The sequence below is a fragment of the Caballeronia sp. LjRoot31 genome (assembly GCF_964253885.1).
In the GTDB taxonomy this organism is placed as follows: Bacteria; Pseudomonadota; Gammaproteobacteria; order Burkholderiales; family Burkholderiaceae; genus Caballeronia.
Map to the genome: position 1 here is coordinate 607,463 of NZ_CAXURX020000002.1, position 25,049 is coordinate 632,511.

Genomic DNA, 25,049 nt, shown 5'->3' on the forward strand with positions numbered 1-25,049 from the left:
CATTCTCAGGCTTTCACGCTTTCTCGCATTCTGTATAGGGTTCGTCACGCACTCCATTATGATTACGCCTTTATGCATTCCCACGCGCGAGCGCAACGCCCATGCGAACCGTCAAGCTGGAACATAACGACGACACCGTTCTCGATCCCGCCGATCCTCAACTGGTCAAACGCGGCTCCCTGCTGCTGGACGGCCATGAATGCGGAGGCTGGGAACAGCGGCGCGACGGCACGTGGATTGCGCGGCTTACAAGGTCCGGCGAGATGGTCGTCGCGGCGAGCCGTGAGCAGCTCATCGAGCGTCTAACGCTCATTCCTCTCTGATCTTCTGCCTTCGCTCATGTATCTGTCGATTCTGGCTGTAGGTATTGGCGGCGCGCTCGGTTCCCTGTTTCGATGGGTCCTCGGCCTGCGCCTGAACGCGTTGTTCCCCAATCTGCCGCTTGGGACGCTCGCGGCGAACGTCATCGCAGGCTATGTGATTGGCGTGGCGGTGGCGTGGTTCGCGCGTTTCCCCGGGGTATCGATGGAATGGCGGCTATTCGTCATTACCGGCTTGATGGGCGGCCTGTCCACCTTCTCGACGTTCTCGGCCGAAGTCGTCGCGCATCTGCAGCAAGGACGCTACGGCTGGGCGGCGGGCGAGATCGCGATTCACGTGACGGCGTCGGTCGTGATGACCATTTTGGGTATCGCGACGGTCTCGCTGACGCGCTAAAGAACCCGTGCATTCATCGATGCAACCTGTCATCCGGCGTTATGAAGCCGCCGATCTGGACGCGGTTATCAGTGTGTTTCTGCGCTCGGTGCGGGGAGTGGCGTCTCGTGATTACGATGCCGGGCAGATCGCGGCGTGGGCGCAGGTGGACCGCGATGTGTGGTCGCGTCGCCGGCTTGACCGGCCTACGTGGGTTGGGTTGATCGACGGTGTCATTGCAGGTTTCATCGATCTGGAAAGCAGCGGACACATCGACATGTTGTTCGTTGATCCGGCCAGCCAGCGTAGAGGCGTGGCTAGCGCGCTGCTTGATGCGGTGGAAAACGCGGCGCGTGTGCAACGGCTCGCGATCCTCGATACCGACGCCAGCATTACCGCGCGGCCGTTCTTCGAAAGGCACGGTTTTCAGGTCATCCGCTCGCAAGATGTGGCGCTGCGCGGCCAGTGGTTGACGAACTTCCGGATGGAAAAGCAACTTTTCGCTGTATAGACAACCGACCGGAAAAATAACCGGACGGATCCCTGAAAACGCCAATTAGGTGTTTTCAGGCCTTGTTTTGGGGGATTTATTTGTTTAGACTGGGCCGCAACTTGTATAGACAGGACTTGCGATGATCGAATTGACTCCCGGCCACCTCACGCTGGCGCACTTGCGCCAGATCGCCCGCGGCTCTGACGCCTTAACCCTCGATCCGGCCAGCTTCGCCGCCATCGACGCGTCCGCGCAAACCGTTGCCGACATCGCCGCCAAGGGCGAGCCGGCCTACGGCATCAACACGGGTTTCGGCCGTCTGGCGAGCACCCACATTCCCGCGGATCAGCTCGAACTGTTGCAGCGCAATCTGGTGTTGTCGCACGCGGTGGGCGTGGGCGAACCCATGTCGCGCCCGGTCGTGCGGCTGCTGATCGCGTTGAAGGTGTCGAGCCTGGGACGCGGGCATTCGGGCATCCGCCGCGAGGTGATCAACGCGCTGATCACCCTTTTCAACGCCGATGTCCTGCCAGTCATCCCGGTCAAGGGGTCGGTTGGCGCATCGGGTGATCTGGCGCCGCTTGCGCATATGTCGACGGCGTTGCTCGGTATCGGCGAAGTCACCATCCGTGGCGAGCGCGCGAGTGCGCTGGACGGGTTGCGCGTGGCCGGTCTCGAACCGCTGACGTTGCAGGCTAAGGAAGGGCTTGCGCTGCTTAACGGCACGCAGGCTTCCACGGCGCTCGCGTTGTACAACATGTTCGCGATCGAAGACCTGTATCGCACGGGGCTGGTATCGGGCGCGCTGTCGGTGGACGCCGCGATGGGTTCCGTCGTTCCCTTCGATGCCCGCATTCACACGCTGCGCGGTCACGCCGGACAGATCGATGCCGCTGCTGCTTATCGCACGTTGCTGGAAGGCTCCGCGATCAACTTGTCGCATCAGGATTGCGACAAGGTGCAGGACCCATACAGCCTGCGTTGCCAGCCTCAAGTCATGGGCGCGTGCCTCGACCAGATGCGTCATGCAGCCAATGTATTGCTGATCGAAGCGAATGCTGTCTCGGACAATCCGCTGATCTTCCCGGACACCGGCGAAGTGCTGTCGGGAGGAAATTTCCACGCGGAACCCGTTGCGTTCGCTGCCGATAACCTCGCCATTGCCGCTGCGGAAATCGGTGCATTAGCGGAGCGCCGGATCGCGTTGCTGATCGATGCGACGCTCTCCGGTTTGCCACCATTTCTCGTGCGCGATGGCGGCGTGAATTCGGGCTTCATGATCGCGCATGTGACGGCGGCGGCGCTGGCGTCGGAGAACAAGACCTACGCGCATCCGGCATCGGTTGACTCATTGCCGACATCGGCGAATCAGGAAGATCACGTTTCCATGGCGACGTTTGCCGCCCGCAAGCTTGGATATATTGCGGAGAACGTCGCGCATATTCTCGCGATCGAGTTGCTGGCGGCGGCGCAAGGCGTGGACCTGCGCGCGCCGCATCAAACCAGTCCGCGACTCGCCGACGTGATGAAGACGCTGCGCTCGGAAGTCGCGCATTACGATCTCGATCATTATTTCGCACCGGATATCGCGGCGATCGCGAAGCAGGTGGTCAGCGGTGAAATCGCGAAACATTGCCCGCTTTCGTTTGTTTCGGAAGTTCAATCCCATGTTCAACCGGACGCCACACGCCCAGCATGAGCACGCCCGCGTATCAGGAAATCAAGGATCACATTCTCACGCGCATTCATGCCGGGGAGTGGAAGGAAGGCGATCAGGTGCCTTCCGAAAACGAACTGGCGCGTGAGTTCAAGGTAGCGCGCATGACGGTCAATCGCGCGTTGCGCGAACTGACCGCCGAGCAGATCCTGACACGCGTGCAGGGCGCGGGCACGTTCGTGGCGCAGCCGAAATACGCATCGACGCTCGTGGAAATCCGCAGTATCTCCGACGAAATCACCGGACGCGGTCATGTGCATCGGGCAGAAGTGATGCACTTGGGCGCATCCGTACTGGACGAACGCCTCGCGCTGGAAATGCAACTCACCGAGGGCAGTCCGGTGTTTCATTCGCGGGTGCTGCACTTCGAAAACGACTTGCCGATCCAGTTGGAAGAGCGCTGGGTCAATCCCGCGCTTGCGCCGGAATATGCGCGCCAGGATTTCACCAGGATCACGCCGAATCAATACCTGATGGTCGCTGCGCCTTTGCAGCGCGTTGAATACAGGATTGAAGCAGCGCTTCCCGATGAAAGCACGGGCCTCGCGCTCTCCATGAAAGCGGGTGAGCCGTGTCTCATGCTGCATCGGCGGACGTGGTCGCGCGACGCGGTGGCGTCAGTGGTGAACCTCTGGCATCCCGGCGATCGATATCAATTCACGGGCCATTTCTAGGCCTGTATCCACGCCGGGCCCATTCCGGGTTTGGCGGAATTATTGTGGAAACCGCAATATAGTTCGCCGTGCTTGGATTATTCTTCAAATTTAGACGCGTTCTCCGTCTTTTTTGGCAATAAATCCCGAAGCACCTCCTCCAATTCCGCTTGCCTGGCCATTTTCATTCGATTGTTGCGATCTCAACAATGATGTTTCGCATAAATAAGGGTTTTCCCTCAGAGTATCGAAGCATAGACTTCTTACATCCGAAACAAATTCAGAAAAAGGCTTATATCCCTCTGAGATTGTTTCGAGACCACATACAAAATACTGGAGGTTTTCCCATGTTCAAGTCACTTATTCCCGCTGTGGTTATCGTGTCGGCATTGGCAGCTCCGACGTTCGCATTTGCGCAAAGCACTGACAACAACGGTCCGTTGACGCGTGCTGAAGTCAAGGCGCAACTGGTTCGACTGGAAAAGGCTGGGTACAACCCCGCTGGCGACGACGTAGACTACCCGGCGAACATCCAGGCCGCTGAGGCTCGTGTGACTGCACAAAACGCTCAGGCAGCGACGGCGTATGGTCCTTCGAGCAGCGGCACCTCGGCAACGGGCGTGCGTAGCTCGGCTGCAGCGGCGCAAAACGGTGCCGATTAAGCGCCCTTCGGTTGCTAATTCGACGTTGTGAAGATTTGAAGTGGACTTGGCTGGATCAGGTCCGGTGCAAGACTCGATTGGGTGTTAATCGCCCTTTTTGGGTGTTGTTCCAAATGAAAAACTCGCCATTCGTGTTTAAGCGGAGGGCGAGTTTTTTTTCGCTCGCGCCGGTGGACGGGTTTGGGGTTTTTGGCGGGCTTGGAGTCGCGGTGGGGGGGTATGCCGGGGTGGTGGTTTCCGGGGGGGGCGGTCGGTCGGGGTCGATGCTGGGGTGGTCGGTTCTGGGTGTAGTGGTCGGAGTCAATGCCGGGTTGGTGCTTTCGGCGTTAGTGGTCTGCGAGAGTCGGATTTTCTCTTTATCACTATTAGCCACTGTGCGTGGCGGCACGTCATTTCTTTGTCCAAAGCGACAAAGAAACGAAGCAAAGCGCTTTTAAAACACGTTACCCTAAGTGTCCACAGCGTGCAGTTTTCATTCATAGGTGCCCCAAAAGCACAGTGCTCGCCAGAGCGAAGGATGTTTGAACCCCTCCTTCTCGCGAATCCTGACACGAACACGCTTCGCCCCGTACGCTCTCGGGCAAGCACCATTGCCAATGAACCCGCACGGCCTTACGGGTATTTACGGTTGTGGTTCTTCGCTGGTTAGTGGCTAATAGTGATAAAGAGAAAATCCGACTCATGCAGACCACTAACACTGAAAGCAGCAACCCGGCATCAACCCCGACCACTAACCCCAAAACCGACCAACCCAGCATCGACCCCTGACCACCGAGCGCCAGCAGACCCCATCCACCCCCCAGTGCGAACGAAAACCAATTTCGTAACAACCTCTAAGGAAAAGTGGCCGCGGTTCAATGACCGGCCACCCCACGTGCGACCGCGCTTAATTTTCTTTGGAAGTCGGCGCGGCAAACGCAGCACTGAGGCGATCCCTGTTAACGACCGGCCTCGAAATGGCCGAGAATCGCGCCCGGATGCGCTTGCGAAGGGGCTCTTCGTAAAACCTGAAGATCAGCAGGCTCGCAACGACGGCGAACACCATCGCGATCCAGCCATTCGATTGCCTGAAACCCGCTATGTACGCGAGATAGGCAATCGGCACGTGAATCAGATACAGCGAATAACTTGCCTCACCCAGCTTGATAAATGCCCGCCGGTTCAAGACATTGATCACCGGCCGCTCAAGTAGCGCGAGCCCCAGGATCAACGCGGCGAACCACGGCGAGGCGAGATAGAACGCAGGAGAAACCGGCCGCCAGAGCCCAAGAACCGTTAGCGCGATCAACGCGATGCCGACGAGCTTGATGCCCAATGCGTGCCGGCTCACGCCTTGTTCGCGCAACTGGTGAAACAGAATGGCGGCGTAGATGCCAACGACGAATTCGAACAGGCGCGTCAGCGGCAGGCCAACGACAAGAAAGCCGCTGCGCGATAGCGGCAGGAAAGTTTGCAGGAACACGATCCAGAGCCCCTGCATCAGGAAGAAGCCGATGCAAGCGAATGTCAGCCAGGCCAAACGCATGGACATCATTTTTCGCAGCATGAGCGGAAACATCAGATAGAAAAACGCTTCGCATGAAACGCTGTCGGATGGTCCGTTCCAGGGCTGGTTGACCGCAGCAAACGGGAACCACGCATTCAGCAACAACAACTGGCACGCGAGACTCACGCCGAGCGACAGGTACACGTGATTCTTCAGCGCATACCACCGCGTGAGCAAGGTCGGATCGTTGCCGTTCAGCAGGTACAGCGTGGTCGGCACGCACAACGCCAGGCCAAGCAATATGCCTGGATAGATACGTGCAAACCGCGCCTGATAGAAGGGCCGCGGGCCCTTCACCGGCAGCTGGTCGCGGTAGGTAAAGGTGAGGATAAATCCGGACAGCACGAAGAACAGGGAAACGGCGGGACGACCACCATCGACGAAATCGAAGATCTGCGACGGGAGAGGGAGCAGACCAAGTTCTGAGTAATGCGAAACAACTACCGTGATTGCCGCAAGAAAACGGACGCTGGTCAGCGCAGGTAGAGAACCGCCAGACTGGTTTATCGGCGCATGCAAAGTGTTCTCCCGTTTCCCCGCTGTTTTAGCACTTCGGCAGGTTATCACCGTGCGGGCGGGATCAATGTCCGGGAACGCTCACACAGCGAAATTGGCGGACCACTGCGTAACTTTGGCGGCATTCAACGCCATCATGGTGCCGGGCGAACGAGCACTCGAACAGGGCTATGATTGTCCTCGGATAACTCGATTGCAGCGTGACCGCTGCATTACTCGCCGGTCCGGCGCATCGCCATCACGATGGCGACAGGCAACGTCCCGGCGTCGGCGCAGTTTGACCGATCAACCCGAAGATGGCGTCACGTGTGGCGCTAAAAAGGAGACCCTGCAATGAGCAGCATGGATGTTGTACAGACAGAGCGTGCGAGCGAAATAGCCAAGCGTGTGGAAGAGTTCGTGCGCACGGTAGTGGTTCCATACGAACGCGATCCGCGTTGCGGCAGTCACGGCCCGAGCGAGGAACTGGTGCGCGAACTGCGCGGCAAGGCGCGCGCTGCGGGCGTTCTCACGCCGCATATCCTCGCCGGAGGCGATCATCTCACGCAGCTCGAAACCGCAACCGTCCTGAAACGCTCAGGCTTGTCGCCGCTTGGCCCGGTCGCGGTGAATACCGCCGCGCCGGACGAAGGCAACATGTACCTGATCGGCAAGATCGGCACTGCGGCGCAGAAAGAACGGTTTCTCGCGCCGCTTGTAGCGGGCGATGCACGCTCCGCTTTCTTCATGACGGAACCCGCATCCGATGGCGGCGCGGGCTCCGATCCCTCCATGCTTCAGACCACGGCCAGACACGACGGCGAGCACTGGGTTATCGACGGTACGAAGGCCTTCATTACCGGTGCCGAAGGGGCATCGGTCGGCATTGTGATGGCGCGCAGCAACACGGGCGAAGACGGAGACCAGAAGGACGGCAAGGTCAGGGCGACCATGTTTCTTGTCGACTTGCCGCATCCCGCCGTTCACCTTGAGCGAATTCTCGACACCATCGACAGTTCAATGCCCGGCGGCCACGCGGTGGTCCGTATCAACGGGTTGCGCGTGCCCGAGAGTCAGGTGCTGGGTGAAGTGCACGAAGGCTTTAAATATGCGCAGATCAGGCTGTCGCCCGCGCGGCTGTCGCATTGCATGCGCTGGCATGGCGCGACCACGCGCGCGCATGAGATCGCGACACACTACGCCTGCACGCGCCGCGCATTCGGCAAGTTGCTGATCGATCACGAAGGCGTGGGGTTCATGCTCGCGGAGAACGTGATCGATTTGCAGCAGGCGGAACTGATGATCGACTGGTGCGCGGCGGTACTCGATGGCGGCTCGCTAGGCACATCCGAAAGTTCGATGGCAAAGGTCGCCGTGGCCGACGCGCTGTTCCGCGTGGCCGACCGCTGCGTGCAGGTCATGGGCGGCACCGGCGTGTCGCGAGACACGGTAGTCGAGCAAGTGTTCCGTGAGATTCGCGCGTTTCGTATCTACGATGGCCCCACGGAAGTACACAAATGGTCGATCGCCAAGAAGATCAAACGCGACACCCTTTCAGGGCTTAACAGGACGCTTAACAGGACTTAAGGAAACTAACATGCGCTGAAATCGCCATGAGTCTGCCGCCGCCCAAGCAGGGTGTCCATGCCCGCGCCAGATCAGCCGAACAACGCGCGCGCCTGCGAATAGCCGAGCGCGCGATGCGACTCCCACTGGACATCGTCGAAGAACTGGTCAGCGGTTGTTTCATGCGGGAAGTCGGGACTGGTGTTCTTATATTGACGTACGTCGTGAGGGGCGGCCGCGGTCAGGCGGGGTTTGATCGCGACGATCTGACCGGTGCGCCCGTCCGGAAACGCAACCATCAGGCGAATCGCGAGATAGTCGGGACCTTTTGCAAAAGCATCAAACGATTTGGCAATCAGGCTCGTGTTCAGCCGCAGGCCGTCGGGCGAAGAGATCTTGCACGATGACTCGAAAATTTCGATGCCGAAGTCGACGCGAACACGCCGCATCAGGTTGGCCAGGTCGTCGAACACATAATCCGGATCGCACCCGTTGTCGAAGATGACAATGAACGCCAACTGGCGGCGCAGCAATTCGTATGCGCCGGTGTTCTCGAAATGGCCGCCGTCGGTCAGATACCAGCGCCGGCCTCGCGGCCCGTCGAACTGCCCGAGCAGTTCGCTGGTCAGGCAGAACTGCGTGCCGAATACCTTCTCGCGAAAAATACGCTTTGGGTCCTTGTCGTCCGGAAGCGGTACACGTGCGCGCGGGCTGCTTTTCGTGCCGTGGCGAAACGGCGCAGAGTACGTGTCCCACCAGTAACCAAGGCGAATGTTGGCAATGCCCAGCAGCAGCGAATAACCCGGACGCGTCATTTGTCCAAGTCCGGTGCTCACCGCCGCGCCCGAGATCGCGATCCAGTCGCCCAGCGTCAGCGACTCGAGCCAGATGTCCGGCGTCGGGTGGCCGGACAGGATGTGCGTAGCGCGCGTGGAGATGTCGTTCGCGTGGTCCCATTCGCATTTCAACACGCCTAGTTTTGCGCCCACGGTCATGCCGGCTGGCCCGATGCTCATGATCATGCCGCGCGCGCCGCGCTGCACCAGCGACGAATTCCAGTCGATGGTCTTGTTGATCGTCGTGTTGATCAGATGCACCGGCGCGCAACTCTCGCCGTGGTAATAGTGGCCCATCGCAATGTTGTCGCCGGGGACGAGTGACGTGACGTCGCGGCGGTTCGCATGATCGAGCCGGACGCGGTTCGTGGCGCCAATAAACGCGCGCGTCAGGCGCGTGCTATAGAAGCGCTGGTAGGTCGAGAGATTGAGAAACTGGATGCAAAGGCCATCGACGACTGCGAGTATCAGGATGACGAAGCAGGTAAGTCCAAGGAATAGCAGGCCGCCGTGATTGGCATCCCGCCAAGTGCCTGATAAGCCGTCGAGGAGCGCGGTCTTGCTCGCATAGTGCCTTAACGCGGTGTCGGCGGCGCGCGCGGCGATCGACCAGAACGTCAGCGTAATCAACGCGGCGAGTATGGCGGCGACCGAGGCGAGCACGATCTTCGGCACCTTCATGATCTGATCCTTGACGGTGCTGCCCTCCGACAAAAGGAACTTGGCCGCCGCCCAGATCGCCGCGCCGGAACCCGCCAGCACGCCGAGCGAAGCGGGCACGGACGAAGTATCGGCAGAGGCGGCGGCGGTGGCCGCGGCATCGCTAGACGCCAAGAGCATGCACATGTGGCCGGAGAGGACCGGTGCGCATGCATAGCCTATTTGACCGAGAGCATCGATCGCCGCGATGGCGGCAGCCCAGATCATGACCTGGACGGGACCGGAGAAGAAGCGATGCCGGCCGATGCGAAGCGGCGTGGTGTACGCGTTCGTCAATGCGTTGCGCAAGCGGTCCGCGAACGCGCGGCTATCGAGGCGGGATGCGGGGCTCGCTCTCGGACCGGCGCGCCACGCAATGCCCGACGTGCCCGGCGAGGCATTGCGGTTCACGAAGGCCCATGCAATAGCGAATGCAGCGACGGCAAGAATCTCGGTCAGGATAACGAACCATGAGCCAATTCCAACAAACGAGTAATTAATCGAGGACGATGAGACAGTCGTGGAATGCACCGGAAAAATTGTCCCGGGACGATTGATTTCCACGCTGACCAGCGCGATCAAGGTCACCAGGATCAACGAGGCGGCCGGCAATACTTTGTAGGCCGAGTGGGTTCCCTGGGCGAGATTTTGCGTGAGCCAGTATGCGCGGCTCAAAGGTGAAATGAGCAGGATGGAAATGCCTATTGCCAGGAGGCCCGGAACGGATTTGAGCAACGGATGCCAATGGTAGGCGAAGCGTGCGAAATGAAAGATCGTTTGATTCGCGAGACTGATCCACAGCAGGACGGTCAGCAGCGATACACCAATGACGTATTGCAACGCGAACCAGTTGCGCAGCGAGAACGCAACGGATTGCAGCAGGTCGCTCATACCGTTCGGCACGAGGTAGTTACAGTTATCGCGCAGGTACGCAATCGGCGTGACCGAGGCGGGCGTGGCCGGGCCTGTCTTTGGGGCGAGCGTAGCGGCTGCCCTCTGTGCGCGCGTTTCGAACTCGCTAGCGGGTGTTTGCGCTTCGCCGCTGCGCAACGTATCGGGGACAAAGAGGCTGCCATAGAACGCGCCGATGTAGCTGCCGCCGGATACCGTCGATACATAACCGAAGTGCTTCAGCACTTGTTGATCCGCCATGGCCTGAAGGACACCGAGCGAGAATACCGCGCTGCGAATACCGCCGCCGGAGATGGCGAGGCCAGGTATGCCGGCGGCATCGTGCGGAGAGTGTGGAACGTCAGACAGCGACTCGAGCCCGACCGCTCGCCGATGACGCCGCGCTTGCGCAATCTCGATGCCGATGAAGTCCTGCGGCAACGTGGAGGACGTATCGTTTTCGGCGTTAGCGGCAGAGGGTGCCGATGCAAGCAAGGCCCGGCGCTTTGCAAGCAGGTGGCGTCCGAACAAACAGGCGATGAGCTTCAGCATGGCGGATTTTCCCGAAAAACTTTCGTGAGTCGGACGCTCTAATGCTTTGACGTGTATTCGGTGTTCGTACGGCGCAGACAGGTAAACCGTTGCCATGGCGCGCAATTGTCTGAACAATAACCAGACTGTTTGCGGTTATTGCGGCGCTTGTCGAATGTACTGCAAAGTGTTTTACGTGGGGAAGGTTTCACGATGACGCGGCAGTACGTCGATCGATATTGAGCGAATAGCGAGGGGTGATGGCGAGGCAAGCCAAGTTCGAGCCCGGACTCGCCGCCGCGAGCCGGAGCTTGAACCTTGGTTGAAGCTGTACCGTTCTAGCCGTTCTGCGTGCTGCTTTTGTAGCTTCCCGTGCTGGCGAATCCCTTGAGGATCAGCATCAGGTGGAAGTAGAGCCGTTTGCTGAGCCCGTGGTTGTACGCGTACAGATGCGCAAGGGCGATGCTCAGGGCCTGCATGGGTTGATGGTTGCGTGCATACACCGACACGACAATTGGCACGATCCGCTTGAGCGCCAGTTCACGCGCCGGCTCAAGACTGCTGTCGAGCTTCAGCGACTTAAGAAAGTCGTACGCCAATACAGCCGCGGCGGTGGTCGAGCGCGCCGTGGTCTTGGACATGGATACGTCGGTCTTTCTATAAAACGACACGTACTCCTTGAGGTAATACACCTTCCGGGCTGCAATGCAAATCTGCGCGCCGAACACGAATTCGCAGCCGATGCCGTATTGTTTCCTATAGCTGATTTTCTTGACCAGATCCGCATTGGCGAGCCAGCCATTGTTCGGCATCATCTGGATCAGGCCAGTGCGTCCGGGATTGGCTTGCAGGCCAACCACGGCTTCCGTGCGGTGGTAATCCGTATTGAGCTTACGGCTGGCTTCCAGGTCGACGTGGCCGTTATCGTCCATTTGATATTGATCGCCGAATGCAATTTCCAGATCCGGATAGAGGTTCCAGAGGGACAGCAGACGTTCTATGCAATCGGGAGCGAGGGCATCGTCATCGTGAATCAGGAGGATTTTATCGCCTGTGGCGCGCTCGAAAAGGCTGGCGATATTGTCCGCCTGCCCGAGCGACGGTTCATTCTTGACATAGGAGATACGCGTTTCGTGCAAATACGTTGTATCGATCAGGTTACGCGTGCGGTTATCGCTGGAATCATCACCAATGACTATTTCAATGCTCGCGTGAGTTTGCGCAAGACACGAGGTCAGCGATTCCATCAGCAGTTCGGGGCGGTTGCACGTTGGCAGGCAAATCGAGATTTTGGTCTGTCGCATGATGTCTTCACCGTGGGCTGAATGATTGGATCGACCGGGCGCATTCGGGCTAAGCTAAACCAGCAATAGCGGCGTCGGATGATGGAAAGACTGCGCAAGGACGGGCGGCGTTGATGGTTTTATACGGTTGCGCATTTATTTCGTCAACGCGATTAAATGGCGATAAAACCCGGACTGATTTATTTTTATTTTTTTACCCAACAAACGCTTAAAAATCTTTCATATCTTTGCACGGGTGAATGAGCGCTCGAATGCAGGAGCATTCGAGCGTCCGTGCCGGCGCGATGGCGTTTATTCGCCTTCCAGGTTGTAACCGCTGAACCCCATCAGCGCGGACAAGCGCCCGGTCATCTCGCCGACCATCCTGCAGACCTCGTCGAACTCGGGATTGATCTTTTTATCGATACGTTCGAGATACGGCACGTTGACCGCCGCCACGGCATCGCCGGCGCTTCCGATCACCGGGAATGCCACGTTGGTCACGCCGCGCATTTGCCGGCTGGGCACGATCTCATGTCCGGCCGCGCGAATCTCGTCGAGCAACGCCAGCAAGACCGCCGGTTCCACATCGTTCTCGCCTTCCACGCGTGTATGCGCGGCAAGCATTCTCTCCCGCTCGGCGAGATCGCGGAAAGCAAGCAGCACGTGGCCTGACGAGGTATCGGTTAGCCCCATCACCGCGCCGACTTTCAAGCCGAAGGACCATCGTTCAGGGCTATCGACTTGCGCGATAACCGCTACGCGGCCGCTGTGATAGATCGACAAATGACACGACTGCCGCGTCACGTTCGCCAGATCGCGTAACAGCGGCAGCGCCATGGCGGTCAGCGATCGAATCGGCTGTTGCCGGTGCGCCATCTCGAACAGCTTGAGCGTCAGCGTATAGCGGTCGTTGTGATCACCTTGCACATAACCGCGGCGCTCGAGCGTCACGACCATGCGAAAGATTTCACTCACGGTGCGGCCGAGTTTCACGGACAGTTCGTTGAGCGTGTAACCCTCGGCGGTGTCCACGAGCACGTCGAGAATATCGAGTCCTTTTTCGAGGGCGGGCGCGGCGTAGCGCGGGCCGTCAGTGCTCTCGTCGGACGCGTTCCGGGAAGGTTTTAGAACTGTATTCATGGCAATGTCTTGAGCGAAAGGGAGCGTATCGTCATCAAGCTGAGCGAGATCATCAAAGCGCTTGATCGCGGTTCGCAATACGAGCGGGCAAGCCGAACAGGATCAGCAGGGCCGCGAGGATCAGGACCGCCGCGATAGCGTACAGACCGCCTGACGGTACGCCGGTCATATCCACAACCTTACCGACCAGATACGGGCTGATGATGCCGCCCAGATTGCCAATGGAATTGATCAGCGCAATCCCGCCGGCCGCTGCCGTGCCGCTCAGGAACGCAGGCGGCAAGGTCCAGAACACCGGCAGGCAGCCGATCGCGCCCACGGCGGCAATCACGAGCGAGATCATGGCAAGCGTGGTGTCATGAGCGAAATACGCACTCAGCATGTAACCGATGCCGCCCACGCCGACCGCCAGCCCGAGGTGCCAGCGGCGCTCGCCGTGCCGGTCCGAACTCCTGCCGAGCGCCACCATGCCAATGCCCGCTGCCGCATATGGAATCGCGGTCAGCAGACCGATGCTCATCGGACTGGTGATGCCGGTGTTCTTGATCAGTTGCGGCATCCAGAACGTCAGTCCATAAAGTCCCATCAGCATGAAGAGATAGATCAGCGAGAGCAGCAGCGTGCCGGGCTGGCGCATGGCGTCGATGAATTTGTGCGACGTGCCGTGGTCCTCGCGATCCAGGTTGGCTTGCAATACAGCCTTCTCTTCAGCGCTGAGCCACTTCGCGCTGGCAATGCGGTCATCGAGAATGGCCAGCACCAGCAAGCCGAGCAGGGCGGTCGGCAAACCTTCGAGCAGGAACAGCCACTGCCAGCCCGCCAATCCGCCGAGTCCGGCAAAACGGGTCATGATGAAGCCCGACAACGGGCCGCCGATCACGCCCGAGATGGAGATCGATGTCATGAAAAGCGCATTGATACGCGCTCGCCGCTTGGCGGGGAACCAGTACGTGAAGTACAGGATGATGCCCGGCAGAAACCCTGCTTCGGTCGCGCCAATCACGAAGCGCAGCACGTAGAACCACGTTTCCGACGTAACGAACATCATCGCGGCCGAGGCGATGCCCCACGAGATCATGATGCGCGCGATCCAGACGCGCGCACCTACACGGCTCAGGATCAGGTTGCTGGGAATCTCGAAGATGAAATAGCCCACGAAGAAGATGCTGGCGCCAAAACCGTACGCCGCGTTCGAGAGGCCCAGGTCGCCCTGCATCTGCAGCTTGGCGAAGCTGATGTTGACGCGATCGAAGTAGGCGAAGATGAAGCAGACGATCAGCAACGGCACGATCCGCCACACCGCCTTGCGATACGCATTTTCTTCAAGCGCGGCAGCGGTTTCCGGGCTCGCCGCCAGCGGAATAGATCCTGACATGAAGGCCTTCTCTTTTTATATTGATAAGCTATACGAATCAATCAACCTTAATTCGACCAGCCACCGTCGATCATGTGAATCGTACCGGTGGTGAACGCGGATTCATCGGAGGCGAGGTAGGTCACCAGCGCCGCGACTTCTTCCGCCCGCCCAACCCGTCCAATAGGCTGACGTGCGACGAACGCAGCGCGGACCTGTTCTTCGTCCAGATGCGACGCCGCCGCTTGACTCGCGATCCGGCCTCGCAGCGACGGCGACTCGATGGTGCCGGGACAAATCGCGTTGCAACGAATGGCCTGGCCGACGAAATCAGCAGCCACGGACTTGGTCAAACCGATCACGGCCGCTTTCGATGCGCCATAAACGAAGCGATTCGGCACGCCTTTCACGCTCGACGCCGCCGAGGCCATGTTGATGATCGATGCCCCCTTGCCTGTGTCGATCATGGCCGGGAGGAACGCGCGAATGGTCCGGTACATGGCTTTGACGTTCAGGTCGAAGCTGAAATCCCAGTCCTTGTCCTCGCACTTGAGGATGTTGCCGTCGTGGACGTAGCCGGCGCAGTTGAACAGTACGTCGAGCGGGCCGGTCGTCGCGGCGAAGGTCTCGACATCGGCGGAATCCAGCACATTCAGACGCGCGGTGCGCAACGTGGAGCCAGCGCCTGCGTCGCGGGCGAGTTCGGCGAGGGCGTTTTCGTCGATATCGGTTGCCCAGACGTGGGCGCCTTCGGCGGCGAGCATGAGCGCGGAAGCCCGTCCGATGCCTTTGCCGGCAGCCGTCACCACGATGTTTTTGCCTTCGACACGCTTGACCATTGATGCTCCTTTTTCGGTGGTTGGTCCCGTCGATGCGGTTCCCCGCATGGGTTTCGTGTCCGATTTTCACATATGAAAAGAATTTTTATAAGTGAAGGTAAACGCGGAGAGGTATTGCAGGAGGGGTTTTCCGCCTGGGCCGGCAGACGGGATAGGGCGTTCCGCCGATGCGGGCAACAAGCGGCGCCAACGAAAACGACCGCGCGTGATACCGTTCCCCTTTTTCCAGCCAGGAGACGGCCATGCCGACCGGACGAGTAAAGTGGTTCAGCGATGCAAAGGGTTTTGGTTTCATCACGCCGGACGACGGCAGCGAAGAGTTGTTCGCCCATTTCTCGGAGATCAAGACTGAAGGTTTCAAGTCATTGCTCGAGAACCAGAAAGTCAGTTTCGATATTGGCCAGGGCCCCAAGGGCAAGCAGGCGTCGAACATCCAGCCTGCCTGAAACCTCTTGAAGCCCCGTGGAACCCCGCTGAATCCGCCGGCGCGGCTGGTCAGCGTCGTGCCCGAGTTGCTAGCTCAACCGACGCCGCACGCTTATCCCGCGTGCCGCTCCGGATGCCGCAGCCGCGAGTTATTGCGTCCATATGAGAAGTAGATCACGAGCCCGATCACCAGCCAGACCACTAGCCGCATCCACGTGACGAGTGGCAAGCCGGTCATGAGCAGCACGCAAAACAGGATGCCGAGAATCGGTACGACCGGCACGCCTGGCACACGAAACGGCCGGTTCGCGCCGGAGTCGCTGCGCCGCAGATAGATCACCGCGCCGCACACCAGGACAAAGGCGAAGAGCGTGCCGATGCTCACCATTTCACCCAGCACGCTGATTGGCGTGAACGCCGCGACGATTGCAACAACAGCGCCAATCATGGTCTGGCTGAGGTGGGGCGTCTTCAAACGCGGATGAACCCGCGCGAACAATCCCGGCAGCAAGCCATCCTGCGACATCGTGAAGAAGATGCGGCTTTGCCCATACAACAGCACGAGGATCACGGTCGTCAAACCGGTCAGCGCGCCGATCTTGATGAGGATGGAGAACCAGGTGAGGCCAATCACGTCCACGCCCTTCGCAATGGGATCGGGCACGTTCAATTCGCCATAAGGCACGAGTCCGGTGAGCACCCCCGCCACCGCTATATACAGGATCGTACAGATCACCAGTGACCCGAGAATGCCGACCGGCATGTCGCGCTGTGGTCTTTTGGCTTCCTGAGCGCAGGTCGACACCGCATCGAATCCGATGAACGCAAAGAACACGACCGCGGAGCCGCGCAGGATTCCGCTCATGCCGAAGTTGCCGAACTCGCCGGTATTCGCCGGAATGAATGGATGCCAGTTCCCGGGATGCACGAAGAACACGCCCAGCGCGAGAAACGCCACCACGACAACCAGCTTGATCGCGACCATGATGTTGTTGAGCCGCGCCGACTCCTTGGTCCCCATCACCAGCATGAGCGTAAGGGCGGCGACAATAAAAACGGCCGGCAGATTAACCATTCCCGCTACCGACGTGCCGTCGGCAAGCTTCACCATGGTGCCGGGAGCAGCTGCCAGTTGGGGTGGAAAGGCAATCCCCACGTTACGCAGCAGGCTGACGATATAACCCGACCATCCGACCGCAACGGTGGCCGCGCCCATTGCATATTCGAGGATCAGGTCCCAGCCTATGATCCACGCAAACACTTCGCCCAGCGTGGCATACGTGTAGGTGTAGCTGCTGCCGCAGACGGGCAGCATGGCCGCGAGTTCGGAATAACACAGGCCGACAAACGCGCACGCAATGCCGCCCAATATGAATGACAGGATGATGGCTGGTCCCGCGAACTGCGCAGCGGCCGTGCCTGTCAGCACGAAGATGCCGGCGCCGATGATTGCGCCAATGCCCATTGCCGTGATGCTGAGTGCGCCCAGTGTCTTCGCTAGCGGGCGCTCGCCGCCGTCAGCACTCTTGACGATATCGGCAACGGATTTACGCGCCATGTAACTCGTGTCAGCCATGATGTGTCGCCTCGGTCGTACGTTGGTGGGCACGAATTGAACGGGACGCAATGCCCGGATCAACTTGCGGATCACTACGAAAAACGCTTGATGCAAGACGACTCGCGATCCTCACTGCAATGAGTGAATGACGCTGACGGATTAAGTCTATGCCTAATGAAATTTAATGTGAAGCAACGCAATAACCCTATCTTGCACGGGTCAGGGTGCAAGACAGGTGTGGCATGCGCAGTGCTACGGGGGAGAGTTGATCATCGCGTGAGCACGCGATGTGGTTGCGGCAACGCAGCGTTCCACGAAGCTCGGGGAGCCTCGTGGCGAGTCCGTATCAGTGCTTGCGGCGCTCACGTACTGCAGCAGCGAGCGTTTGCAATACCGGTTCGGTTTGCGTCCAGGCGAGGCACGCATCGGTAATGGAGACACCGCGGCGCAGCGGTACACCCGGTTTCAGATCTTGGCGGCCTTCTTCCAGGTGGCTTTCGATCATCACGCCAATAATGCGCTTGTCACCGCCGTTCAGTTGCCGCGCGATGTCCTGACCTACCTCGATCTGGCGAAGATGCGACTTGCCCGAATTCGCATGCGAGCAATCGATCATCACCTGCTCGCGAAGTCCGACTTCCTTGAGTGCGGCACAGGCGGCAGCGACCCCTTCGCTATCGTAGTTCGGTCCCGTCTTGCCGCCGCGCAGGATCACGTGCGCGTCCGCGTTGCCGCGGGTTTCGAAGATGGCAGCCATGCCCATCTTGGTCATGCCCATGAACGCATGGCTCGCATGGGCCGCAACAATGGCGTCTGCCGCGATCTGCACGCCGCCGTCGGTGCCGTTCTTGAAACCGATCGGGCAGCTTAGTCCCGAAGCCAGTTGCCGATGGCTCTGGCTCTCCGTCGTTCGTGCGCCGATAGCGCCCCAGGCAATCAGGTCCGCAATGTACTGCGGGCTTAGCAAGTCGAGAAACTCGGTGCCCGTTGGCAAGCCGATGCCGCTGATGTCGAGCAGCAACTGGCGTGCGCGTCGCAGGCCTTCGTTGATACGAAACGTGCCGTCCAGAAGCGGGTCGTTGATGTAACCCTTCCAGCCCACCGTGGTACGTGGTTTTTCGAAGTACACGCGCATTACGATCAGCAGGTCGTCGCGCAGTTCGTCAGCGGTGGCCTTCAGCAAGTGCGCGTATTCAAGCGCCTGGTCATGGTCGTGAATCGAGCACGGTCCGACGACAACGACCAGCCTGTCGTCGCGGCCTTGAATAACGTCGGCAATTTCAACGCGGCTTTTTTCAACCAGCGTCTGCACTGAAAGTGGTACAGGCAGGTCGTCTTGCAGCAGCGCAGGGGAAATCAGCGGACGGACGGCGCCGATGCGGACGTCGTCGATGCGGGTCGTATCTTGCGTCGAGTCGGCACGGCCGGCCTCCTGGTCGTGAAACGGGTTGTCGAGGCGGCTCATGGGATGGTTCTCCGGAAACAGGGTGACAGCCCGGGATTATCGCATTCGGGCCGCGCTTTGGGCGGCAGCCAGGACTGGAACAGTGGCTCGTGCGAGGGGTCGGACTTGCTGAAATCTGGTATGTCCGTGAGCGCGAGTGAAATAATCGGCTGGCTGGATCCTGATTCCGTCCAGACCTGTTTCGATAACAACCTCGCAGGTTTACCCTCAATTTAGTCATACTATTTGGAGCTTTTTGCCGCCGTGCTTATGCTATGCGTACGTCGGTCGAGACCGAGGCATCATCCTTCACTGAACATGGACTATCGACATCTCCGGCAAGGCAAAAGCATGCACGGGCGCATCGTGCAGAACCTCGGCATGGATATCGTCGGCGGCAAGGTTGCACCCGGCGAACGCCTGCCCGCCGAAGTACTGCTGTGCGAAACCTATGGCGTGAGCCGCCCGGTCTTGAGGGAAGCAACGCGTGTGCTTGTGGCAAAGGGACTGGTGGTGTCGAAGCCGCGGGTAGGCAGTGTCGTCAGGCCACGGGCCGACTGGCACATGCTTGATCCCGACGTGCTCTACTGGACGCTCAGCAGCGTGCCCGAAGGTGAGTTCTTCCGGTCGCTGCTCACCGTGCGGCGGATCATCGAACCGGCTGCTGCGGCGCTCGCGGCGACAAGCGGCAGCGGCGAGGATCTCGCCCGGATCGAAGCCGCTTACATGCGCATGGAAGCGGCCGCGACCGCGCCCGAATTGCTCGAACCGGATCTGGAGTTTCATCGCGCGATCATGGCTGCCACGCACAACGACATGCTGGCGTACATCGGCAATATGTTGTCGCTTGCCTTGTCCGAATCCATTCGCCTGACCAGCCGTCATCCCGATACTCACGCGCTCTCCTTGCCGCGGCACAAGGCGATTCTCACGGCCATTCAAAGCCGCGATCCGCTGGGCGCGCGTCAGGCGAGTCTGGTGCAACTCGAAAGCGCGCGGGTCGATGCGGACAGCGTGCTTGAAGAGGGCGGTGCGCGCCACGCTTGAGTCATTGCGTCAGTCGTCATTGCGTCAGTCTCCATTTAGTGGGAAATATAGTAAGACTATTTGATGGTCGGCCCGGGTTTACTCCGCTGCCTCCCGGAATCATTGCGAAATATAGTGTGACTATTAAAAACCCCTAAAAAGGGCGTCCATTCGACGGCGCCCATTGGCATAGACGAGGAGACGGATGTGGCTGACAAGCTCGTATCCCCCGCTGAAGTTGCAACCGGCACCGGCATGAATTTTCGCTGGACCGTGCTGATATGGCTGGTGGCGGGCGGCATCATCAATTACATCGATCGCGCCAGTCTCTCCATCGCGGCGCCGGAAATGATTCGCGAACTCGGGTTGTCGCGAACGCAGATCGGCTTGCTCGGCACGGTGTTCGCATGGACCTACGCCGTGATGCAATTGCCGGCGGGATGGGTGATCGACCGCTTTGGCGCGAAGAAGGCCTACGCCGTTGCCATGATCTGGTGGAGTGTCGCGACCTACATGACCGGCGTGGTCGGATCGGTCAGCGCGCTGCTCGTGATGCGCGCGCTGCTCGCCGTCGGCGAAGCGCCGTGCTGGCCAACCTCGGCGAAGATCACAGCCGCGTGGTTCCCGACCAAGGAGCGCGGGTTCGCGACGGGCATCTGGGATTCGTCATCGAAATGGGGCCCCGCGCTTGCGCCCGCTGTGCTCGTTGCGTTGATGGTTGCGTTTGGATGGCGTTCGCTATTTCATGTGGCGGGGTTTGTCGGCATCGCGTTCGCCATTGTGTTTCTCTTTCTTTATCGAAATCCCGAGCAGAGCAAGCGGCTTTCGAAGGAAGAGTTCGCTTATATAGAAGCGGGCGGAGGCGGGCGTGAGCGGTCGATCAGCAATTCAACCCACGAGTGGCGCGGACTGTTCACGCACCGCAGCGTGTGGGGCATGATCTTCGGCTACTTCTGCGCGATCTGGCTGTGGAATCTGTTCCTTGTGTTCCTGCCGCTGTATTTGCTTGATCGCTTTCACATATCGTTCGTACAACTGGGTATCTATGCGAGCATTCCGTGGATCGGCGGCGCGGTGGGCGAGATTATCGTGGGATATCTGACGAAGAAGATGGTTGATCGCGGAATGGCGACGCCCATTGATGCCAAACGCATGTGGATCGTGATCTGCGCGATCGGTGCGGCAGTTTCGGCGTTGGCCATTCCTTTCGTTGACTCATTGGGTGTCACCATCACGCTGATGACGCTGGGCCTTGCGTTCCTCGCGGCGATTATTGGCGCTGCTTGGGCGCTAGCGTCGGACGTTGCGCCCAAGTCGATGGTCGCGTCCGTCAGCGCGATCCAGAATTTCGGCGGGTATTTCGGCGGCGCGTTCTCGCCGGTGGTGGCAGGGTTTATCGTCGATAAAACCGGCTCGTATTCGATCGCGTTGATTTCAGGCGGGTTGATTGCGGGATGCTCGGCGCTGTTTTACTGGTTCATGGTGCGGCGGGTGGTGCCGGAGCGGGGAGGGGTTGTTTAACGACGCGGACGAGCCTTCTGGTTGCCTGCAATTGTGAATCGCGGCCGAGGTATGTCTTGGCTTAGATGCTGAGTAATCTCCGGTTGAGGGTCTCCTCCAGATCCTGGGTTTGTCCGCAGATCACATGGATAAATATCTGATCGCCTGCAATTTCGTAAATGATGCGTTGCTGATTGGTCAAGACTTGTCTGTATCGATCTGGATAGCCGAGCAGTTCCGGAGGACATGCGCCCGACAAGGGGAAATCTTCAATCTGGAAAATTTTGCTTTGGAGTTGGGTCTTGATCTCGCTCCAGGTTCCCTTCGGTTTGTGTCTGGCGATGTAATCCCGCAGATCAGCCAAGTCTCTTTTGGCCGAGTCGAGGATGGTGAGATTCATTCCCTATCCTTTTCGTCAAGGCGATCCAGCTCGGCAAAAACATCAGTTGCAGATGAAAACTTACCCTCAGCAATCTCTTTTTGGCCCAATGCCAAGATGCGAAGCAGGGCGTTCGTTTGCCGCTGTCGCTCGAATGTATGGATGTCTTGCACCACCAGTTTCGCTTCCCCATTTTGAGTAATGATCAAAGGCTCATGTGTTTCCATAAGTTCCGTCACAATCCTCGCCGCATCACTCTTGAGGTAACTGATGGGTTTGATATTCGAGAGCTTCATATTGGGTCTCAACGATTTTTGCATGAGTCTAAATATAGACTAAATTTAGTCTCATGTTGATCGGTCTTCGCTAAACGCATTGCCCGACAAGCTGTTTTGTCCTCGATTGATCACGCAAGAAGGCAGTCTCAACGCAGATTGAGACTGCCTTCGCTCTTGCTTCGCTTAAGGCATGCGCTGCAAGGGAGAGAGACTTGATCACGCTCACTGCAACGGCTTTTAGGGGAGCCTACGCGGTCCGCAGCGTACCGGATTTTCCCTGATCACGAGCGCCGCGCTGTTAGACCCTCAAACCGCCGTCGCTTTCCCCGATCCAAGATCGGCGCCGGTCGTCGGATCCGAACTCTTGTCCGATGCCGTGCGCGTGGCCATTGCCTGTAAAACATCCACCTCTTCCGCTGACACTCCCACGGTCGCGAGTCCATCTCCGCCATCCACGGCGGGTTGCGGATCTTCCACGAACCTCCAGTCGCCGCCTTCGTTCCACGGTCCGCGCACTGCCGGCTCGTTGCCTTGCGACATGTTGTAGTAGACGCTTGTAAATTCCGGCACCCCCGGTAATTTGCCTTGCGGGAAATTCGGCTGGATGGAATGCAGCGCTTTCTCGAACGACTTCTGATGCGCAATTTCACGCGTCATGAGGAACCCGAGCGCTTCCTGGATACCAGGGTCGTCGGTGACATTGATCAGGCGCTCGTACACGATCTTGGCGCGCGCTTCGGCTGCAATATTGGAGCGCAGGTCGGCAGTCGGCTCGCCAATGGTGTCAATATAGGCCGCCGTCCACGGCACGCCTGCCGAATTCGTGAGCGCAGGACCACCGCCGTAGAGAAGGGCGGTGGTGTGAGAGTCGTTGCCGCCAGAAGTCATCGACCGATACAACTCCGCCTCCTGCTCGACCGCTTCGGCCAGTTGACCCTTTGCGCCTTTGTTCAGCATCGCGACGATTGAACCGATGATTTCCAGATGGCTCAGCTCCTCCGTGGCGATATCGAACAACATGTCCTTGCGGCCCGGATCGTCTTCCCCTACGGCTTGGGTGAAGTAGCGACAGGCTGCGGCGAGCTCGCCCTGCGGGCCGCCGAACTGTTCGAGCAGCAGGTTGGCGAGACCCGGATTCGGCGCGGCGACACGGACGGTGTATTGCAGGCGTTTGTTATGGACAAACATAGGTAGTACTCCTTTAATAGTTTATCGTTCGGATTTTTTTAAGCGCGCAAAAGGCGTGCAGAAGCACGCGAAATCGTCGCGATAAAAACAGAACGAAGGTGGCGAATTGCTCCGGACAGCAACGCGATACAAAAACCGCGTCACACCCAACCCTGGGCGCCCGGGTCTCAGAGCGGCGAAATGCTCTGGCGTACAAGCGGCAATTTCGCCGCGAGGGAAAAGGGACTGCGATGACAACTTCAGCATGGCCCGTTCCTGAGGCGCCGCGGCCCGATTTCCGGCTTCTCCAGACCATGGTGAGTTGGCTAAAAACCTTGACGCACTGCAAAAACCAGCCTATAACCATCTCATTGGATGGTAACCGGATGTTTTTGATGATTCAAAAAATTGAAGTACTCAGGCCGAAGGGCGGTGAGACGGAGAAGATCACGATCAACCTGGGTCCTGTGGATCTGGGCCAGATCGACCTGCTGGTGGAAGAGGGTTTTTATTCCAACCGCACGGACCTGATTCGCACGGCTATCCGGAATCAACTGGCGACGCACTCTCAGGTGGTGAGCGAAACGGTGACACGGCGCGCGCTGGTGCTGGGCATGCAGCATTTTTCCAGGCGCGATCTTGAAGCGGCGCGCGCGGCGGGTGAGCGGTTCGACATTCAGGTGCTCGGACTCGCGAGCATTGCTGCCGACGTGTCCGCTGAACTGGCGCTCGAAACCATCGCATCGATCGTCGTGCTCGGCGCCTTTCATGCCTCGCCTGCGGTGAAAACGGCGCTGGCCGGCCGGATTGCCTAGTGATGCGGGTAGACAAGCAATAGCAGGGAACAACGGGAAAGATAATGAAAATCAACGAAGCATTCCTGCATTCGATGCAGGATGCAATGAAGCTGCTGCGCGCACGCGGCCCGAAGGAAGCGACGGCGGCGCTGCAGCGTGCGCTTGGGGCGCACGCTCAGCCAACGCCTCAATCGAATACAGACGTCCCGGCTGTCACGTATCCGGGAACGTTCACGACTCATACGTTCGCGAACGCCGCAGGTCATCGGAACTACAAGCTCTATGTGCCGAAGCAGCACAGCGGCCAGTCGCTGCCGCTGGTGGTGATGCTGCATGGCTGCACGCAGGACGCCGACGACTTCGCTGCCGGCACGCAAATGAACGCGCTGGCGGAGCGGGACGGATGCATCGTGGTGTATCCGGTGCAGCCGCAGGGGGCGAACGCATCGAAGTGCTGGAACTGGTTCAAACCTGCCGATCAACGGCGCGACAGCGGCGAGCCGGCACTGATTGCAGGCATCACGCGCGAAGTGATGTCAAAGCACGCCGTGGATCCGGCGCGCGTATTCGTGGCGGGTTTATCGGCGGGTGGGGCGATGGCCGCCATCATGATCCAGGCGTATCCGGATCTTTATGCCGCTGCGTGCGTGCATTCAGGGCTGGCAGTCGGGTCGGCCCATGATTTGCAATCGGCGCTGGCGGCCATGCGAGGCGGGAAGTCATCGGGCGCTCGTCGCGCGGAGGCACCGAAGCGACCGCTGATCGTGTTTCACGGCGATGCCGATGCAACCGTGCATCCATCAAACGCGGCTGATTTGTTGCGCGGCTTCGGCGCTGAGGCTGTTGTCTTCGACGAGACTTCCCATGTAGAAGCGGGCAAGCGTACGAGCACGGTGGAGCGGCTGAAATCAGTGGACGGAGTTGATGCCGAGTTGTGGCTCATCCATGGCGCGCCGCACGCCTGGGCAGGCGGTAGTGGAAATGGTTCGTACACCGATGCAAAGGGTCCGGATGCGAGCGCGATCATGATGCGATTTTTCCTCGATCATCCATTGAAAAGTTGACCGTAG

At 59.2% G+C, this 25,049-nt stretch carries 23 protein-coding genes; 12 read left to right on the forward strand and 11 right to left on the reverse strand.

The features are described from left to right. Positions 1-101 precede the first annotated feature (101 nt). The 6 genes from ACSQ8V_RS21125 (at position 102) to ACSQ8V_RS21150 (ending at position 4,221) form a co-directional block, all read left to right on the forward strand. On the forward strand, positions 102-323 hold the full coding sequence (locus ACSQ8V_RS21125; protein ID WP_213764473.1) for a hypothetical protein: 222 nt from the start codon (positions 102-104) through the stop codon (positions 321-323). Positions 324-339: 16 nt separating this feature from the next. Beyond that, positions 340-717 (forward strand): fluoride efflux transporter CrcB, encoded by a 378-nt coding sequence (crcB, locus tag ACSQ8V_RS21130; RefSeq protein ID WP_165104547.1) that lies wholly within the window; start codon positions 340-342, stop codon positions 715-717. Positions 718-736: 19 nt separating this feature from the next. Further along, positions 737-1,207 (forward strand): GNAT family N-acetyltransferase, encoded by a 471-nt coding sequence (locus ACSQ8V_RS21135; protein WP_436207032.1) that lies wholly within the window; start codon positions 737-739, stop codon positions 1,205-1,207. A gap of 121 nt (positions 1,208-1,328) precedes the next feature. Continuing rightward, positions 1,329-2,888: a histidine ammonia-lyase gene (gene hutH / locus ACSQ8V_RS21140; RefSeq protein ID WP_436207033.1), complete on the forward strand. Its 1,560-nt coding sequence runs from the start codon at positions 1,329-1,331 to the stop codon at positions 2,886-2,888. Continuing rightward, positions 2,885-3,580, forward strand: coding sequence for a histidine utilization repressor (hutC, locus tag ACSQ8V_RS21145; protein WP_213764475.1), 696 nt, complete (start codon positions 2,885-2,887; stop codon positions 3,578-3,580). The genes hutH and hutC overlap by 4 nt, the downstream gene beginning before the upstream one ends. Positions 3,581-3,906: 326 nt before the next feature. Further along, complete coding sequence (locus tag ACSQ8V_RS21150) at positions 3,907-4,221, forward strand: DUF4148 domain-containing protein (RefSeq protein WP_436207034.1); 315 nt, start codon at positions 3,907-3,909, stop codon at positions 4,219-4,221. An 886-nt stretch (positions 4,222-5,107) separates the two neighbouring features. Here the strand turns inward: ACSQ8V_RS21150 and ACSQ8V_RS21155 are convergent. Then, positions 5,108-6,286 (reverse strand): acyltransferase family protein, encoded by a 1,179-nt coding sequence (locus ACSQ8V_RS21155; protein WP_436207035.1) that lies wholly within the window; start codon positions 6,284-6,286, stop codon positions 5,108-5,110. Between the two features lie 339 nt (positions 6,287-6,625). On the opposite strand from ACSQ8V_RS21155, the gene ACSQ8V_RS21160 reads away from it, so the two are divergent. After that, positions 6,626-7,849 carry an acyl-CoA dehydrogenase family protein gene (locus tag ACSQ8V_RS21160; protein ID WP_436207980.1) on the forward strand — a complete coding sequence of 408 codons (1,224 nt, stop codon included), beginning with the start codon at positions 6,626-6,628 and terminating at the stop codon, positions 7,847-7,849. A 71-nt stretch (positions 7,850-7,920) separates the two neighbouring features. On the opposite strand, the gene ACSQ8V_RS21165 is transcribed toward ACSQ8V_RS21160, so the two are convergent. From ACSQ8V_RS21165 to ACSQ8V_RS21185, 5 genes are all read right to left on the reverse strand, one after another. After that, the gene (locus ACSQ8V_RS21165; RefSeq protein WP_436207036.1) at positions 7,921-10,806 is read right to left on the reverse strand and encodes a patatin-like phospholipase family protein; all 2,886 of its coding nucleotides are present in this window, start codon (positions 10,804-10,806) and stop codon (positions 7,921-7,923) included. Positions 10,807-11,123: 317 nt separating this feature from the next. Beyond that, the gene (locus tag ACSQ8V_RS21170; protein WP_436207037.1) at positions 11,124-12,089 is read right to left on the reverse strand and encodes a glycosyltransferase family 2 protein; all 966 of its coding nucleotides are present in this window, start codon (positions 12,087-12,089) and stop codon (positions 11,124-11,126) included. A gap of 291 nt (positions 12,090-12,380) precedes the next feature. Further along, on the reverse strand, positions 12,381-13,211 hold the full coding sequence (locus ACSQ8V_RS21175) for an IclR family transcriptional regulator (protein ID WP_436207038.1): 831 nt from the start codon (positions 13,209-13,211) through the stop codon (positions 12,381-12,383). A gap of 52 nt (positions 13,212-13,263) precedes the next feature. Then, entirely contained in the window at positions 13,264-14,586 is a 1,323-nt protein-coding gene (locus ACSQ8V_RS21180) for an MFS transporter (RefSeq protein WP_436207039.1), read from the reverse strand. Between the two features lie 47 nt (positions 14,587-14,633). Continuing rightward, a complete protein-coding gene (locus tag ACSQ8V_RS21185) occupies positions 14,634-15,404 on the reverse strand; it encodes an SDR family oxidoreductase (RefSeq protein WP_436207040.1) in 771 nt (256 codons plus the stop codon). Positions 15,405-15,646: 242 nt separating this feature from the next. Between ACSQ8V_RS21185 and ACSQ8V_RS21190 the strand changes: the two genes are divergently transcribed. Then, positions 15,647-15,850 carry a cold-shock protein gene (locus tag ACSQ8V_RS21190; RefSeq protein WP_031363642.1) on the forward strand — a complete coding sequence of 68 codons (204 nt, stop codon included), beginning with the start codon at positions 15,647-15,649 and terminating at the stop codon, positions 15,848-15,850. A gap of 92 nt (positions 15,851-15,942) precedes the next feature. Here ACSQ8V_RS21190 and ACSQ8V_RS21195 read toward each other — a convergent pair whose 3' ends face one another. Both ACSQ8V_RS21195 and ACSQ8V_RS21200 read right to left on the reverse strand, forming a co-directional pair. Next, positions 15,943-17,406, reverse strand: coding sequence for an amino acid permease (locus ACSQ8V_RS21195; protein ID WP_213766118.1), 1,464 nt, complete (start codon positions 17,404-17,406; stop codon positions 15,943-15,945). Positions 17,407-17,734: 328 nt separating this feature from the next. Beyond that, complete coding sequence (locus ACSQ8V_RS21200; RefSeq protein WP_213766119.1) at positions 17,735-18,853, reverse strand: 3-deoxy-7-phosphoheptulonate synthase; 1,119 nt, start codon at positions 18,851-18,853, stop codon at positions 17,735-17,737. 297 nt (positions 18,854-19,150) lie between these two features. Here ACSQ8V_RS21200 and ACSQ8V_RS21205 point away from each other — a divergent pair, with 297 nt between their 5' ends. Both ACSQ8V_RS21205 and ACSQ8V_RS21210 read left to right on the forward strand, forming a co-directional pair. After that, on the forward strand, positions 19,151-19,879 hold the full coding sequence (locus ACSQ8V_RS21205; RefSeq protein WP_436207041.1) for a FadR/GntR family transcriptional regulator: 729 nt from the start codon (positions 19,151-19,153) through the stop codon (positions 19,877-19,879). Positions 19,880-20,065: 186 nt separating this feature from the next. Continuing rightward, on the forward strand, positions 20,066-21,379 hold the full coding sequence (locus ACSQ8V_RS21210) for an MFS transporter (protein WP_436207042.1): 1,314 nt from the start codon (positions 20,066-20,068) through the stop codon (positions 21,377-21,379). Between the two features lie 61 nt (positions 21,380-21,440). Here the strand turns inward: ACSQ8V_RS21210 and ACSQ8V_RS21215 are convergent, their stop codons facing one another. The 3 genes from ACSQ8V_RS21215 to ACSQ8V_RS21225 all read right to left on the reverse strand — a co-directional run bounded on the left by ACSQ8V_RS21215 (position 21,441) and on the right by ACSQ8V_RS21225 (position 23,203). Beyond that, entirely contained in the window at positions 21,441-21,758 is a 318-nt protein-coding gene (locus tag ACSQ8V_RS21215; RefSeq protein WP_436207043.1) for a type II toxin-antitoxin system RelE/ParE family toxin, read from the reverse strand. Then, on the reverse strand, positions 21,755-22,033 hold the full coding sequence (locus ACSQ8V_RS21220; RefSeq protein ID WP_436207044.1) for a type II toxin-antitoxin system Phd/YefM family antitoxin: 279 nt from the start codon (positions 22,031-22,033) through the stop codon (positions 21,755-21,757). Before ACSQ8V_RS21220 ends, ACSQ8V_RS21215 begins: the two co-directional genes overlap by 4 nt. A 288-nt stretch (positions 22,034-22,321) precedes the next feature. Next, complete coding sequence (locus ACSQ8V_RS21225; RefSeq protein WP_436207045.1) at positions 22,322-23,203, reverse strand: manganese catalase family protein; 882 nt, start codon at positions 23,201-23,203, stop codon at positions 22,322-22,324. A gap of 374 nt (positions 23,204-23,577) precedes the next feature. On the opposite strand from ACSQ8V_RS21225, the gene ACSQ8V_RS21230 reads away from it, so the two are divergent. Both ACSQ8V_RS21230 and ACSQ8V_RS21235 read left to right on the forward strand, forming a co-directional pair. Further along, entirely contained in the window at positions 23,578-23,997 is a 420-nt protein-coding gene (locus tag ACSQ8V_RS21230) for a CopG family transcriptional regulator (protein WP_436207046.1), read from the forward strand. 44 nt (positions 23,998-24,041) lie between these two features. After that, a complete protein-coding gene (locus ACSQ8V_RS21235) occupies positions 24,042-25,043 on the forward strand; it encodes an extracellular catalytic domain type 1 short-chain-length polyhydroxyalkanoate depolymerase (RefSeq protein ID WP_436207047.1) in 1,002 nt (333 codons plus the stop codon). Positions 25,044-25,049 lie beyond the last annotated feature (6 nt).

Bases quoted from the DNA above. Each gene is read 5' to 3' on its own strand.
- ACSQ8V_RS21125 (WP_213764473.1), top strand. From the start codon at position 102: ATGCGAACCGTCAAGCTGGAACATAACGACGACACCGTTCTCGATCCC.
- crcB (WP_165104547.1), top strand. From the start codon at position 340: ATGTATCTGTCGATTCTGGCTGTAGGTATTGGCGGCGCGCTCGGTTCC.
- ACSQ8V_RS21135 (WP_436207032.1), top strand. From the start codon at position 737: ATGCAACCTGTCATCCGGCGTTATGAAGCCGCCGATCTGGACGCGGTT.
- hutH (WP_436207033.1), top strand. From the start codon at position 1,329: ATGATCGAATTGACTCCCGGCCACCTCACGCTGGCGCACTTGCGCCAG.
- hutC (WP_213764475.1), top strand. From the start codon at position 2,885: ATGAGCACGCCCGCGTATCAGGAAATCAAGGATCACATTCTCACGCGC.
- ACSQ8V_RS21150 (WP_436207034.1), top strand. From the start codon at position 3,907: ATGTTCAAGTCACTTATTCCCGCTGTGGTTATCGTGTCGGCATTGGCA.
- ACSQ8V_RS21160 (WP_436207980.1), top strand. From the start codon at position 6,626: ATGGATGTTGTACAGACAGAGCGTGCGAGCGAAATAGCCAAGCGTGTG.
- ACSQ8V_RS21165 (WP_436207036.1), bottom strand. From the start codon at position 10,806: ATGCTGAAGCTCATCGCCTGTTTGTTCGGACGCCACCTGCTTGCAAAG.
- ACSQ8V_RS21170 (WP_436207037.1), bottom strand. From the start codon at position 12,089: ATGCGACAGACCAAAATCTCGATTTGCCTGCCAACGTGCAACCGCCCC.
- ACSQ8V_RS21175 (WP_436207038.1), bottom strand. From the start codon at position 13,211: ATGAATACAGTTCTAAAACCTTCCCGGAACGCGTCCGACGAGAGCACT.
- ACSQ8V_RS21180 (WP_436207039.1), bottom strand. From the start codon at position 14,586: ATGTCAGGATCTATTCCGCTGGCGGCGAGCCCGGAAACCGCTGCCGCG.
- ACSQ8V_RS21185 (WP_436207040.1), bottom strand. From the start codon at position 15,404: ATGGTCAAGCGTGTCGAAGGCAAAAACATCGTGGTGACGGCTGCCGGC.
- ACSQ8V_RS21190 (WP_031363642.1), top strand. From the start codon at position 15,647: ATGCCGACCGGACGAGTAAAGTGGTTCAGCGATGCAAAGGGTTTTGGT.
- ACSQ8V_RS21195 (WP_213766118.1), bottom strand. From the start codon at position 17,406: ATGGCTGACACGAGTTACATGGCGCGTAAATCCGTTGCCGATATCGTC.
- ACSQ8V_RS21200 (WP_213766119.1), bottom strand. From the start codon at position 18,853: ATGAGCCGCCTCGACAACCCGTTTCACGACCAGGAGGCCGGCCGTGCC.
- ACSQ8V_RS21205 (WP_436207041.1), top strand. From the start codon at position 19,151: ATGGACTATCGACATCTCCGGCAAGGCAAAAGCATGCACGGGCGCATC.
- ACSQ8V_RS21215 (WP_436207043.1), bottom strand. From the start codon at position 21,758: ATGAATCTCACCATCCTCGACTCGGCCAAAAGAGACTTGGCTGATCTG.
- ACSQ8V_RS21220 (WP_436207044.1), bottom strand. From the start codon at position 22,033: ATGAAGCTCTCGAATATCAAACCCATCAGTTACCTCAAGAGTGATGCG.
- ACSQ8V_RS21225 (WP_436207045.1), bottom strand. From the start codon at position 23,203: ATGTTTGTCCATAACAAACGCCTGCAATACACCGTCCGTGTCGCCGCG.
- ACSQ8V_RS21230 (WP_436207046.1), top strand. From the start codon at position 23,578: ATGATTCAAAAAATTGAAGTACTCAGGCCGAAGGGCGGTGAGACGGAG.
- ACSQ8V_RS21235 (WP_436207047.1), top strand. From the start codon at position 24,042: ATGAAAATCAACGAAGCATTCCTGCATTCGATGCAGGATGCAATGAAG.